This is a genomic window from Pontibacter sp. BAB1700 (genome assembly GCF_000277005.1).
Lineage (GTDB): Bacteria > Bacteroidota > Bacteroidia > Cytophagales > Hymenobacteraceae > Pontibacter > Pontibacter lucknowensis.
Map to the genome: position 1 here is coordinate 1 of NZ_AKIS01000103.1, position 12,903 is coordinate 12,903.

At 54.3% G+C, this 12,903-nt stretch carries 10 protein-coding genes; 3 read left to right on the forward strand and 7 right to left on the reverse strand.

The window, feature by feature from the left end; genetic code table 11:
* Positions 1-10: 10 nt before the first annotated feature.
* From O71_RS12495 to O71_RS12505, 3 genes are read right to left on the reverse strand one after another with little or no spacing between them, the layout of a single operon-like run.
* Positions 11-2,230 (reverse strand): xanthine dehydrogenase family protein molybdopterin-binding subunit, encoded by a 2,220-nt coding sequence (locus tag O71_RS12495; RefSeq protein ID WP_007657289.1) that lies wholly within the window; start codon positions 2,228-2,230, stop codon positions 11-13.
* A complete protein-coding gene (locus O71_RS12500; RefSeq protein WP_007657290.1) occupies positions 2,227-3,222 on the reverse strand; it encodes a xanthine dehydrogenase family protein subunit M in 996 nt (331 codons plus the stop codon). The genes O71_RS12495 and O71_RS12500 overlap by 4 nt, the downstream gene beginning before the upstream one ends.
* Positions 3,219-3,719, reverse strand: coding sequence for a (2Fe-2S)-binding protein (locus O71_RS12505; protein ID WP_007657291.1), 501 nt, complete (start codon positions 3,717-3,719; stop codon positions 3,219-3,221). Before O71_RS12505 ends, O71_RS12500 begins: the two co-directional genes overlap by 4 nt.
* A 160-nt stretch (positions 3,720-3,879) precedes the next feature.
* Between O71_RS12505 and O71_RS12510 the strand changes: the two genes are divergently transcribed.
* A complete protein-coding gene (locus tag O71_RS12510) occupies positions 3,880-4,302 on the forward strand; it encodes a hypothetical protein (protein ID WP_143731945.1) in 423 nt (140 codons plus the stop codon).
* Positions 4,303-4,335: 33 nt separating this feature from the next.
* Here O71_RS12510 and O71_RS12515 read toward each other — a convergent pair whose 3' ends face one another.
* Entirely contained in the window at positions 4,336-4,626 is a 291-nt protein-coding gene (locus tag O71_RS12515; protein WP_007657293.1) for an isoamylase early set domain-containing protein, read from the reverse strand.
* Positions 4,627-5,029: 403 nt separating this feature from the next.
* On the opposite strand from O71_RS12515, the gene O71_RS12520 reads away from it, so the two are divergent.
* Positions 5,030-6,505 (forward strand): sodium:alanine symporter family protein, encoded by a 1,476-nt coding sequence (locus O71_RS12520; protein ID WP_007657294.1) that lies wholly within the window; start codon positions 5,030-5,032, stop codon positions 6,503-6,505.
* A gap of 294 nt (positions 6,506-6,799) precedes the next feature.
* Here the strand turns inward: O71_RS12520 and hrpB are convergent, their stop codons facing one another.
* Positions 6,800-9,250: an ATP-dependent helicase HrpB gene (hrpB, locus tag O71_RS12525; protein ID WP_007657296.1), complete on the reverse strand. Its 2,451-nt coding sequence runs from the start codon at positions 9,248-9,250 to the stop codon at positions 6,800-6,802.
* 447 nt (positions 9,251-9,697) lie between these two features.
* Between hrpB and O71_RS12530 the strand changes: the two genes are divergently transcribed.
* Positions 9,698-10,198: a c-type cytochrome gene (locus tag O71_RS12530; RefSeq protein ID WP_155800864.1), complete on the forward strand. Its 501-nt coding sequence runs from the start codon at positions 9,698-9,700 to the stop codon at positions 10,196-10,198.
* A 310-nt stretch (positions 10,199-10,508) separates the two neighbouring features.
* Here the strand turns inward: O71_RS12530 and O71_RS12535 are convergent, their stop codons facing one another.
* Together O71_RS12535 and O71_RS12540 are read right to left on the reverse strand one after the other, a co-directional pair.
* A complete protein-coding gene (locus O71_RS12535) occupies positions 10,509-11,624 on the reverse strand; it encodes a serine hydrolase (RefSeq protein ID WP_007657302.1) in 1,116 nt (371 codons plus the stop codon).
* Positions 11,625-11,685: 61 nt separating this feature from the next.
* Positions 11,686-12,495, reverse strand: coding sequence for an AraC family transcriptional regulator (locus O71_RS12540; protein WP_007657304.1), 810 nt, complete (start codon positions 12,493-12,495; stop codon positions 11,686-11,688).
* Positions 12,496-12,903: the final 408 nt, after the last annotated feature.

The following is a 12,903-nucleotide window of genomic DNA, read 5'->3' on the forward strand; positions in this document are numbered from 1 at the left end:
CAGCGAAAAACTACAACAACTTATCCATTGTAATCGGCAACTCCCTTACCCTTTTCCCCGTCGCATGAAAAATCGCATTGGCGATAGCCGGCGCAACACCAACCACTCCGATCTCACCAAGCCCTTTCACACCCAGCGGATTCACGACTTCATCCTTCTCCTCTACAAAGATCACCTCCATTTCCTGCACGTCGGCATTCACGGGTACATGGTATTTATCGAGGTCGTGGTTGATGAAACGGCCGAGGTTATTGTCCATGACCGTGTGCTCGTGCAGGGCAACGCCCATGCCCCAGACCATGCCGCCGAGTATCTGGCTGCGGGCGGTTTTGGGGTTCACGATGCGGCCACCGGCTACAGCTGTTACCAGCCGGGTAACTTTAACGGTGCCCAGGTCTTCGTCTACTTTCACTTCGGCAAACACGGCGGAGTGGGCGTAGCGGGCGTATCCCTTCGATTCATCGGATGGCTTGGTAGACACCTCTCCTTCCAGGCTGCCGTTGTCGCTTTGCTCCAACAGGTCCTGCAACTGCACACTTTTTGAGGCATCTCGCTTCAGGCTGATCTTACCTTCTGAGAAATCCACCTCTTCCAGCTTTGCTTCAGCCAGTGGCGAATCCGGCTGCTGTTGGGCCAACTTTAAAAGTTTTTCCTGTACTTTTTCGCAGGCTTTTTTCACGGCGGATCCTACCGTAGCAACGGTCTTAGAACCTCCTTCCAAAGGCGCTTTCGGCAGATCGGAATCGCCCAGCTTAAACGTCACATCCTCCAACGGCAGCCCCAGTGCCTCAGCGGCTATCTGGGTCATCACGGTGTAGGTACCGGTGCCAATGTCGGCGGTGGCGCTGCTGACGGTGAGCTTGCCCTCTTTGCTGAGCACGGCCTTGGCGCTGGCTTCGGCCTGGTTCGCCTCCCAGGCACCCTGGGCAAATCCCCAGCCGATCAGCTGGTGACCTTCTTTCATAGAACGCGGCTCCATCTTGCGCTTAGCCCAGCCAAATTTTTCGGCTCCCTGCCGGTAACACTCCCGCAGCTCTTTGCTCGAGAAAGGCTTGTCTTCGTTCTGATCTTTTTCAGAGTAATTTTTCTTCCGGAACTCCAGCGGATCTATACCTGCCTTGTAGGCCAGTTCGTCGATGGCGCACTCCAATGCGTAAATGCCGGTTGTGCCGCCGGGCGCCCGCATATCGAGTGGGGTATACACATCCAGCGCCACCAGTTTGTGCGTCAGCTTGGTATTGTCGCATGGGTACAGTACACCTGGCCAGAGCACGACGTCTTCGCTGTAGTCTTCGAACTTGGAGGTCTCGCCGTATACCTCTTGCTGCAGCGCCTGCAACTTGCCGTCGTTATCGGCGCCCAGTTTAAAGCGTTGCAGGGTTTTGGGGCGATGACCGAAGGAGAACATCTGCTGACGCGTCATCACGACCCGCACAGAGCGTTGCAGTTCACGGGCTGCCAGCACGGCTAGGAAGAGCTGGTACTGCGGACGCAAACCCGAACCAAAGGCTCCTCCCACAAATGGCGAAATCACCCGCACCTCGTCCTTAGACATACCAAAGGCGCTGGCAATGTACTGCTGACTGTTCTGCACGCCCTGTATCTTGTCGTAGACTGTCAGTTTTCCGTCACCTTCCCACACGGCGGTACTGGCGTGCATCTCCATCGGGTTATGGTGCTCAGCCGGATGGGTATAGGTTTCTTCGATGCGGGCACTTGCCTCAGCTAAAGCTTGGTCTACATCGCCGCGGGGCTGGGGCGGCTCCGTGGCTTTGTACTCTTTCGGTTCGTAGGCTTGCTCCAGATTCGCTTCGAAATCGGTGTCGTGTTCTGCTTCCTCGTATTCCACCTCCACCAGCATGGCCGCATACCTGGCCAGCTCAAAAGTCTCGGCTACGACCAGCGCAATGGGCTGCATGCTGAACTGCACCTCGCTGTCATAAAGAGGACGAAAAGGTGAGCCTGGAGGCGCATCATCGTCTTTGTAGTTTTTGTCCAGCCACATGTAGCCGGGACGGTTTTCGTGCGTGAAGACCTGCAGTACCCCGTCCAGTGCCAGGGCTTTGCTGGTATCGATGCGATTGATCTTTCCTTTGGCGATGCCGCTGCTCACGACCACACCATAAGCCAGGTTCTCAGCATCAAACTCTGCCGCATATTTTGCTTCGCCGGTTACCTTGGCTTTACCATCTACCCGGTTTCTTTCTTTTCCTATTTGCTCTGTTTTCATGCTGCACCCTCCTTGTTAAAAGCCTGCTCCAGCGCCCGCACAATGGCCCGCTTCGCCAGCTCTATTTTAAAATCATTATCGCCATACCCTTTCGCGCCTTCCAGGTAAGCTTCTGCTACTTTCTGAAAATTCTCACGCGTTGCCTGCTGACCTTTCAGCATAGCTTCGGCCGCTGGTTTTCGCCAGGGCTTGTGTGCCACGCCACCCAAGGCTATGCGGGCTTCTTTGATGGTGTCGCCGTCCAGGTCCAGGGCAGCGGCCACTGATATAATGGCAAAGGCATAGGAGGCACGGTCGCGGAGCTTGAGGTAGGTATAGTGCTCTGCAAAGCCCTTGGCAGGCAGGTCGATGGAGGTGATGATCTCGTCTTCTTTCAGGTTCGTGTCGATGTGCGGGGTATCGCCGGGAAGGCGGTGGAAATCGGCTATAGGTATAACCCGTTCGCCGTTTGGCCCGGTTACGTTGATGCTTGCCTCCAGCGCAGCCAGGGCCACACACATATCCGACGGATGGGTAGCAATGCAATGCTCGCTCGTGCCCAGTATGGCCAGGTCGCGGTTATAGCCCTTGATGGCGGAGCAGCCAGAGCCGGGTTCACGCTTGTTGCAGGGCGTTTGGGTATCGTAAAAGTAATAGCAGCGGGTGCGTTGCAGCAGGTTACCACCGTCGGTGGCCATGTTGCGCAGCTGTCCGGTGGCGCCTGCCAGTATCGCGTGCGAGAGCAGCGGGTAGCGCTTCTCCACCTGCTCGTGGTAGGCGGTGTCGTTGTTGGTCACCAGGGCACCCAGCCGCAGGCCGCCGTCTGCGGTTTCTTCAATGGTCTTGAGGACAATGCGGGTGATGTCGACCAGATGCTGCGGGGCCATCACGTCGATCTTCATCAGGTCGAGCAGGTTAGTACCCCCCGCTACAAATTTCGCCTTCTCATGTCTGGTGATTTCCTGCACGGCGCTGTTCACGTCCGTGGCCCGGGTATAGGTGAAGGGTCTCATTTTGCCTCGCTCCTTTCCAGTGCTTCCTGCACCACTTTCACGATGTTCACATAGGCACCACAACGGCACACATTTCCACTCATCAGGTCCCGGATATCAGCCAGTGTTTTAGCCTTGCCCTCGTTCAGCAGCCCGATCACCGAACAGATCTGCCCCGGTGTGCAGTAGCCGCACTGAAAGGCGTCGTGGTCGATAAAAGCCTGTTGCACCGGATGCAGTTCGCCGTCTTTGGCCAGTCCCTCGATGGTGGTGATTTCTTTGTCTTCCTGCATCATCGCCAGGGTCAGGCAGGAGTTGATGCGCTTGCCGTCGATGAGCACGGTGCAGGCGCCGCACTGGCCGTGGTCGCAGCCTTTTTTGGTGCCGGTCAGGTGCAGGTGCTCCCGCAGGGCATCGAGCAGGGAGGTCCAGGGGGCCAGCTCCAGGCGCTGCTCTTTGCCGTTGATGCGGAGCGTGACGGATTGCAGCGGTGGTAATGGGGGATTTTCTTTTTCCATAGCAGAAGGAGATTAAATGACCAGCCGACTGTTTTACAAAAGAATTTTTGCCAGTCAGATGAGCGAAAATGAACAGCTTAGCTTTACGCTCCTTTCCTCCTTATGTTGGCTCTAAATGGCGCAGGACAACTATCTGCTATTTCTGGTAGTATGTATAGGCATGGATGAACCCGAAGAAACGCTGGAAGAAGCCGGCACTGTATTGCCTGACCCCAAGACGCTCGTTCCGACTACCCTCAGCAAAGCGAACGTGCTGTTTATAGGGCCTGTGGATGAAGGCTATTTTAAACCGGTGCCGGATCTTAAAAATGATCCGCCCCGCTGGGAACCCGGTTTGTACAGCCTGGCAGCAGGCAAATGGCCATCGCCTAACCTGACCGCCGACCTGCTGGACCTCAGCCCATACAACGGACAAGCCATTATGGTCATCGCCTCTGACTGGAACCAGGAAGTGATCAGCGAAGCGCGGATTATTGGCATGCTCGACAAAGTTTCCTGCGATGTGCTGCAGAAGTTTGCCTACGAGCACATGCAGGAAAAAGAGCAGGAAATAGCCTCCTACATCTCAGGTATAAGCAATTAAATTAAACGTATTTGCTCTCGCTGGGAACGGCGACTAGAGCACAAGCAAGGTGTTGGTCCCGCCAAACTCATTGGGAGCCTCCCCATCGGCATCCGGATCGTTACGCCAGTCGGTACCGTTTACCAGGTATTTGAATTCGTGCTGTGTATGACGCGGGAGCGTCTGCACACACTCAAATACACCACCCTTTTTCTTGCTCATTTTGATCGGTGTGTTCCAGTCGTTATTCAGGCCGAGGATCTCCACTCTGTCCGCATTTTCGATGCTGATCGTGAATTTAACTTTACACTGGTCTTTTGTTTTCAGGTATGTTTTCTGAATCATCCTTCTTTTGTTTTTTTCTGTGACGTATGGTTGCTAAAGCGAATCAGTGCCGGAAGGGGTTGCATTTTCCTGCCAACACTATCATGTACTCTTTCCCGGCAAGATTTGTTAATGTTTTGAGTTCCTACCAGGTAATCCCCCCTGTTCAGGTATAGCTTCTCCTGCCCTAACACAGATCATTTTGGTACAGCGCTTGACCGGGTGCTCATCATAACCTGCTAAGCTGTTCAGCAAATAAAACGGCGGACCTTGCAAGTGGCATTCCTGTTTCTCGGGAAATAATAAGCCGGGCTAAACTCTTCAGTTCTGAAAATTTCTGTCTAATTTAAAGTGCAGAAACCTTTCGTTCTATCAAAACAGGTTTCAAACTATACTTGACAAGATTAAAACCCACCTTCTCTCCATGGAAAACATTATCAGTTCGGTGAACGACATCGTCTGGAGCAATGCACTTATCGTACTTTGCCTTGGGGCAGGTGTATACTTCTCCATCGCCACCAAATTCCTGCAGATTCGCTACCTCCGCGAAATGCTGCGCCTGCTCTTCTGGGGGCAGTCCTCTAACAAAGGCATCAGTTCATTCCAGGCCTTTACCGTAGCCATTGCCGGGCGTGTCGGCACGGGCAATATTGCCGGTGTAGCCACGGCCATTGCCATGGGTGGCCCGGGTGCTGTGTTCTGGATGTGGATGATTGCTTTCCTGGGCAGCTCTTCTGCCTTTATAGAAGCCACCCTGGGCCAGATCTATAAGCAGGTAAAAAATGGCCAGTACAGAGGCGGGCCGGCCTTCTACATCGAAAAAGGCCTTGGCGTGAAATGGTATGCCGTGCTGTTTGCAGTTGCCACTATTATCAGCATGGCCTTGTTCCTGCCGGGTGTGCAGAGCAACAGCATTGCATCGGGCATCAGCAATGCCTTCCAGATACCGGTCGCCTATACAGGTGGTGCCGTTACTTTACTATTGGCCCTGATCATTGTAGGCGGTGTGAAGCGCATCGGCAACGTGGCACAGGTGGTGGTTCCGTTTATGGCGGGGGCTTATATCCTGATGTCGGTCGTGATCATTCTGATGAATATCTCGGAAGTTCCGGCCGTGTTCAGCCTCATCATCAGTTCTGCGTTTGACCTGGAGCCCGCTTTTGCCGGCGTGTTTGGCATGGCCATTTCGTGGGGCGTGAAGCGTGGTATTTACTCCAACGAAGCGGGCCAGGGTACCGCGCCACATGCAGCGGCAGCGGCTGAGGTAAGCCATCCTGCCAAGCAGGGTTTGGTACAGGCCTTTTCTGTTTACGTGGATACGCTGTTCGTTTGTACGGCTACAGCGTTTATGATCCTGTTTACGGGGCAATACAATGTGGTGAATCCGGAGGGGGGCTTTCTGGTGGAGAACCTGCCGGGCGTGCCTTTCGGACCAGAGTATACGCAGCTGGCGGTGAGTTCCCACTTCCCCGCACTGGGTAGCGGCTTTATCGCGATTTCGCTGTTCTTCTTTGCCTTCACCACCATCATGGCCTATTACTACATTGCCGAAACCAACCTGAGCTACCTGAACACCAAGAACAAACAGTGGATGCTCTGGGCGCTGCGCCTATTCATACTGGCCGCTACCTTCTACGGCTCTGTAAAGACAGCTGAATCCGCCTGGATGCTGGGCGACATCGGTGTGGGCATCATGGCCTGGCTCAACGTCATTGCCATCTTCCTGCTGCGCAAGCCGGCCTTACGCACCCTGCAGGATTACCTGGCCCAGCGCAAAGCGGGCCTCGACCCAACCTTTGACCCGGAGAAACTCGGTATAAAGAACGCCGGCGACTGGAATAAAGCGATTGGTGTTGATGAGCAGGAAGCAAAGGATCAGAAGGAGTTGAAAGCGGTTTAGTTTTATTCATAAGAGTTGTAAAAAGAAAGAGACGCCTCAACAGCGTCTCTTTTCTTTTTAGAAATGCTTATTCGGATAGATATATCCGTATCTAATCGAGGGGTCCCTCAAGAGGGGAATCTCTTTACTTGCCCTCGCTCGCGTCCCGCGAGTGTGAGCTATCTGGCGGACTCTGGCCGCTTGTTTGTGCCTGTCGGCACAGGTGGCGGGACGCCACCACATAACTCACACTCGCGGGACGCGAGCGAGGGTATTAAGTAATAGCCTAAATTGTCATCTCGACAGAAAGAAACTCTAACCCCTACTCCACTCCACCTCCGGAAACACCACTTCCAGCTGCCGCTTGATCACGCGGTAGTTTCCTTTCCAGAAACTCGCCAGGTCTGACACGGTCGTGATCGGTCTTAACTCCGGACTTAGCAGGGCCAGCTCCACCGTCATCTCGCCTTCGTCCACTGTCGGGCTTTCTTCCCAGTCCAGTACATCCTGCAGTCGGATCTCCAGCTTCGGCTGACTCCCATCTGCGTGGTAATACAGGTCAATATCCGAACCATCTGGTAAGGTGATGCTGGAGGGGGCCAGCACCTCCAGACGGGCACGCTGCTCCTCGTTCAGGTATTTGGCTTCCAGGATCGGCAGCAGCTCCAGCTCCATCAGTTCGTCGGGGTGCTCGATGTCGAAGAGGTAGGACTTCAGCCAGTCCCAGTTCGTCATCAGCAAGGTGCTGGTGCTCACGTCGGGCCAGAACTCGGAGGGGCGCCACTTGCGCAGGCTCAGCACACGGTTTTGCCACTGTCTTACTTCGTAGTTGAAGTCCAGCAGGTGCTCGCCCTCCTGCTTAATGGCTTCGGACATGGCTGGCACGCGGTGCTTTTCGTCGGGTGCTGGCAGCGGCTTGCTTTGCAGCACAATGCTGCCGATGCGGGTGTCCATGGAGGCGCTGAGTTCGCCGTCATTCACGTCCCAGTGGTATACCTCCTTTTGCTTCACAAGCGGGGCCAGGTCGCGCGGATTGAGCGGCGAGGCCAGGAAGATGCGGCCCGGATTGTCGCCGGTGCCAGCGTGCAGGTGCGCAATAGCCAGCCAGGGTTCGTGTGCCAGGTCGTCGCGGTGACCGGCGGAGGCATACTGACCGCTGGCCAACTGAAACTGCGCATTGTTGCCGGGACGAGCATAGGCGATGCGTTCCGGGTAGCAATGCGTGAGCAGCACACCGGTTTCGTAGTCGTCAAAGTTCCCGTTTTCCGGTTCTATGCTGAACAGCTGTCGGTACGAGCGGGCGATCTTCTCGATCCTGGCGAAGCGCTTGCCCTGCCCCTGTTCCCGCCTATACCTGCGGAGGGCCTCTATTCTTAAGTTAATATCGATGCCGGCATTGCGGTCCAGCGGATCGCGCTCTTCCAGAATGGCGGCAATGTCACTGGCCAGGGCTACCTGGTCGGTTTCCTCGGCTTTGAGCAGCATGTGCGCGATACGCGGGTGACAAGGCAGCGCGTGCATTTTCCTGCCATGCTCCGTGATGCGGCCGTTCTCCAGCGCCTGCAGCTGGTGCAGCATCTCGGTGGCGTATTGCAGGGCGGCACGTGGCGGCGGGTTGAGCCAGGTCAGGCTGCGGATGTCCATAATACCCCACTGCGCCATGTCGAGCACCAGGTTGGCCAGGTCGGCTTCCATGATCTCGGGGGTGCGGTGCGGGGACATCCGCTCCTGCGTGGTTTTGCTCCACATGCGGTAGGCCGTGCCGGGCCCTAGACGACCGGCACGACCGGCACGCTGGTCGGCGGCGTCTTTGGAGATGCGCGCTGTTTCGAGGCGCGACAAACCGGATTTCGGGTCAAAGCGGGAAGTCTTGCCGAAGCCTGTATCCACCACTACCGACACGCCCTCGATGGTTAAGCTGGTTTCGGCGATGCTGGTGGCCAGCACGACTTTGCGCCTACCTTCGCGGTCGGGCATGATGGCGGCGTACTGCTTGCCGAAGGGCAGCATGCCGAACAGCGGGTGTATCTGCACGCCGCGCAGCTGCCTGCGAAGTATAATTTCTACTTTCCGGATGTCGTTTTCGCCGGGCAGGAACACGAGGATATCGCCTTCCTGCTCCTGCGCTGCCTGCTGCACCACTTTGGCCGTCATTTCAGGCAGCATGCGGTCGTCGGCGTCGCCGGTATAGATGGTGTTGATGGGGTATTGCCTCCCCATGCTTTGCGCCACCGGGGCCTTAAGCAGGCTCGTGAGCTGGGGCATGTCCAGGGTGGCCGACATCACCATGATGCGCAGGTCCGGGCGAAGCGCCTGCTGCGCCTCCCGGCTCAGGGCCATGGCTACGTCGGCATGGATGCTGCGCTCATGAAACTCGTCGAAAATCACGATGCCGATGCCCGCCAGCGAGCGGTCGCTGTGGATCATGCGGGTAAGGATGCCTTCTGTTACGACCTCGATGCGGGTGGCAGCGGAGGTGCGGTTCTCGAAACGGATGCGGTAGCCGACGGTCTGGCCAACCTCCTCGCCCAGCAGCTGCGCCAGGCGCTCGGCAATGGTTTTGGCCGCTAGGCGCCGGGGCTCCAGCATGATGATCTTCTGATCTTTTAGCCAGGCCTCGTCCAGCAAAGCCAGGGGCAGCAAGGTGCTTTTACCGGCTCCGGGAGGGGCGTTTACGATCAGGGTATTCTGCGCCGAAAGGTGTTCTCTGACGGCAGGTATGATTTCCCGAACGGGGAGGTCTATGGAGAAGGGGTTGAAAGGCAATTTTTGTATTTTATGGTTGTACTTCAGACAGGTATACTTCGCTGCCAGCCAGCAAAGTTACACAAAGTTGGAGGGATATAAATCACTATTCAAAACGGTGTACACATCCATAAAACGTAATTTGTCATAAACCCCGAAATCCGGCTTAGTGCATATACTGACCTAGCTTTTGGTTGTGCTTCCTGCCTGGAAATAATGTTTCATCATTGAAATCTTTCCCTTAACATCAAACACTAATCAGTTCACCAGGTAATACCACTATTGATTCTACTTGTTCCGGATAATAGGTAAATTAGGTAAGGCAGTTTACATACTAATTTCAACACAAAACCTTACAGCTATGAAAACTATACTGGTTATTACCTCCCTGGTTATCTTCTCGTTCATCATGTTTCTTTCACCGTTTTCGAAAGGGCGCCCGATACAAAGCAGGCTAGCTTTGACACCATGCTGCAAGGAGATAAAGAACAGCTTAAACTGGGGGAGCATCTGGTCACGATTGCCGCCTGCCACGATTGTCATACGCCTAAAAAGATGACAGACAAAGGTATGGAAATGGACTTCTCAAAAGCTTTGTCCGGTCATCCGGCTACTTTGCCGCCTCCTGATGTAAACCGCGAAGAGGTAGAAAAGAAAGGCCTGGTGGTAACACAGACGCTGACCGCCTGGGTGGGGCCCTGGGGAATTTCTTACGCTGCCAACTTAACTTCAGATGAGACCGGTATAGGTAACTGGACCGAAAAGCATTTTTTTACAGCTATCAGGCAAGGCAAGCACAAGGGACTGGAAACTTCGCGCATGCTGTTGCCTCCAATGCCCTGGGACATGTACAAAAATATGACGGACGAGGAATTAAGGGCCGTTTTCGCCTACCTGAAATCTACAAAGCCAATTAAGAATGTGGTGCCAGCCCCTCAGCCTCCAGTAGCGGCTGCAGAAAGAAAGTAGCGTTCCTAAATTAACATAACACACCACAGTAACCCCTCTCCTGCCAGAGCAGTTTTTCAGGCATCAAGCACCACTGCAAACCTAGCTGTAGCAAGGCGCATTTAGCTGCTCCGCCAGGTGCTCCCTAACGGCAGGTATGATTTCCCGAATGGGTAATTCTATAGGTAACTGGTTGAAAGGAAAACATTTAAATAAATTATGAAGTAGGTATACCCTGGTAACAACCCACAAAGTTACGCAGTTTCAATTGAGAATGTGTAAAGAGCGGAAACGGGTATAAAGATTAACCGTTCATTGCCGCACCCAGCCCCTACTCCCCCACAGCCGCCACAATGTATTCCGACAGGATCTTCTCCGTCTGCAGGTGCCCCTGGAAGCTTCCGTAGAGGGTGCTGGTGATGACGATGGCTAAGTCGAGTTCGGGGATGACGGCGATCTTGCTGCCGCCATTGCCGGACATGTAGTAGGCGGCGTACTTTTTATCCTGGCCAAAAGCCTGCTGCCAGAGCAGGTAGCCGTAGTCGTAGTTCTGCCCCTTAAACTCCCGCACATGCGCCTGCGTGGTGGCTGACTTCCGGATCCAGCTGCCGGAGATCACCTGCCTGCCGTTCCACTTGCCGCCCTGCTGCATCAGGATGGCCAGCTTCAGCAAGTCGCGGCTTCGTAAGCCCAAACCGCCGCCGGTCATGGGGCTGCCCATGGGGGTGATTTGCCAGGCCGTTTTGGTAATACCCAAAGGTCCAAACAGGTATTTGTCGGCAAAGGCATCCACTTTCATGTTGGTGCTTCGCTCCAGCACCCCGCCCAGTAACACGGTGCCTGCCGTGCAGTAACTGAAGCTTCTCCCATAGGGCGAGTCCTCGGGCTTCTTCGCAAAGCCGGCATAGCCTCTCACGGGCAGGTCCAGGTAAAAACGGTAGTAGTCTTCGATCAGGTACATCCGCTCTTCATTGCCCCGCGAGTACTGGTTGTCGTCATCGCATTCCAGCAGCGAACTCATGGTCAGCAGGTCCTCAATCGTGATCTGGTCTTTCCGGGAGTCCGGGTTTTGGAAGGGCTTCTTGTCCTGGAAGTAGCGCGTGACCGTGGTCTTTTCGGAAGGGATCATTTTCTGGTCTATCGCCAGGCCGATCAGGAGCCCGGTGATGCTTTTGGTGGCGGACCGGGTATCGTGGAGCGAGCTGTCGGCAAAGCCCTGGTAATACTTTTCGTACACCAGTTTTCCGTTTCTGGCGATCAACACACTGGTGATGTTCTTGAACTGATCGCTGCGGATGGCGCTGTCCATTTCCTTTAACTTTTCTGCGTTGATCCGGGCTGCCTTTGGCGCTGCAACAGGTATACCATCGCTTAGCCTTGCCGGACTTTGTGAGAAAACAGCCGGAAAGCTGGCGATCAGCAGGAACAGTAGAAGACGTCTTTTCATAGTAGATTGGTTTGTGATGCTGCAATATTACAGCAGGCCGCAACTCGAAAATAGAATGAAATTAACGTTCCAGCATGATTTTGCGGAAAGCGGAAGGAGTGAGTCCGTTCAGCGACTTGAAGCTGCGGATGAAATGGCTCTGGTCGGAAAAGCCGCATTGCAAAGCGATTTCGGTCAGGGAGAGGCCTTTGTCATAAAACAGGGAAAAGGACTTTTCGGTCCTCACCTTCCGGATGTAATCGCCGAGACTGCAGTGGAAGTACTTCGGGAAGTCCCTGGACAGATGCACCGGGTGAATGTTCACTTCAACTGCCAGCGCTTTTAAGGAGAGCGTGTCCGGGTAGCTGTCGTGCAAAAGCTCTTTGAGCCGGGCCACCCAGGGCGGGTTTTTGTATACCTTGCGCTCCTGCGGAAGCAGTGCCGTGAATACCTGCAGTAAAAGCGACTCGACGGCCGGGTATAGCAGGGTGTCCTGCATTTTGGTTTCTTTGAAGATCTGGTAAAACAGAAGCCTAACCGCCGGGTCGTCGATCTGTAAACTTCCCTCTGCCACTTCCCTGTCTGGCAGCACCTCCCGGAACCACTCTTTCTGAATTTCGAGGTGAAAGCCACGGGTATAGCCTTCCGGTTTGATGTTGTAATGCGGCTCCTGCCAATTGTGAAACAGAAGCGACCCGGGGGAGCAGTGGTACTTCTCCTTGCGGTTGCCCTCCAGGATTTGCCCGGCCAGAATAAAGGTAAAATAGGAGTTCTCGTGGTAATGCCAATCCACTTTGTCTACCGTGTACTCAGTGTCGGTCAACAGGATGCCGTCTAGGTGAAAGGTTCTGTTCGTTTGTCCGAAAAAACTGCCTGCTTTTAACTCTTCCATACCTGGGGGTGGTTTGTTCTCTCCGCTTATGACCGCAGCGGCTGCTATAGGCTATACCTGTGATCAGCGGCTTTAGGTATAAAGCTATAAAAAACAGGGAGGTATAGCACGGAATGATCTGAAATAGTTTGCCCTTGGCAGGTATAGGAAATTCAGTGATAAATCATCTGACACAGGCCTCGTTCACAAGGTGCATTTACAGGCTCCGGGAGGAGTGTTAACGATCAGCGTGTTCTGCGCCACCAAGTGCTCCCTAACGGTAGGTATGATTTCCCGAACAGGTAAGTCTATGGTAGAAGGGTTGAAAGGCAAGTGGGAAATATAGTTTTTTAAGGCTATAAAAATTAATCTACTGCAAAGATACGGAAACTTGAATAGGGATAATAAGAATAGAAATCTGAATATAAA

Excerpts from the sequence above, each read along its gene's own strand:
- O71_RS12530 (WP_155800864.1), top strand. The coding sequence starts at position 9,698 with ATGCTGCAAGGAGATAAAGAACAGCTTAAACTGGGGGAGCATCTGGTC.
- O71_RS12535 (WP_007657302.1), bottom strand. The coding sequence starts at position 11,624 with ATGAAAAGACGTCTTCTACTGTTCCTGCTGATCGCCAGCTTTCCGGCT.
- O71_RS12510 (WP_143731945.1), top strand. The coding sequence starts at position 3,880 with ATGGATGAACCCGAAGAAACGCTGGAAGAAGCCGGCACTGTATTGCCT.
- O71_RS12520 (WP_007657294.1), top strand. The coding sequence starts at position 5,030 with ATGGAAAACATTATCAGTTCGGTGAACGACATCGTCTGGAGCAATGCA.
- O71_RS12500 (WP_007657290.1), bottom strand. The coding sequence starts at position 3,222 with ATGAGACCCTTCACCTATACCCGGGCCACGGACGTGAACAGCGCCGTG.
- O71_RS12505 (WP_007657291.1), bottom strand. The coding sequence starts at position 3,719 with ATGGAAAAAGAAAATCCCCCATTACCACCGCTGCAATCCGTCACGCTC.
- O71_RS12495 (WP_007657289.1), bottom strand. The coding sequence starts at position 2,230 with ATGAAAACAGAGCAAATAGGAAAAGAAAGAAACCGGGTAGATGGTAAA.
- O71_RS12515 (WP_007657293.1), bottom strand. The coding sequence starts at position 4,626 with ATGATTCAGAAAACATACCTGAAAACAAAAGACCAGTGTAAAGTTAAA.
- O71_RS12540 (WP_007657304.1), bottom strand. The coding sequence starts at position 12,495 with ATGGAAGAGTTAAAAGCAGGCAGTTTTTTCGGACAAACGAACAGAACC.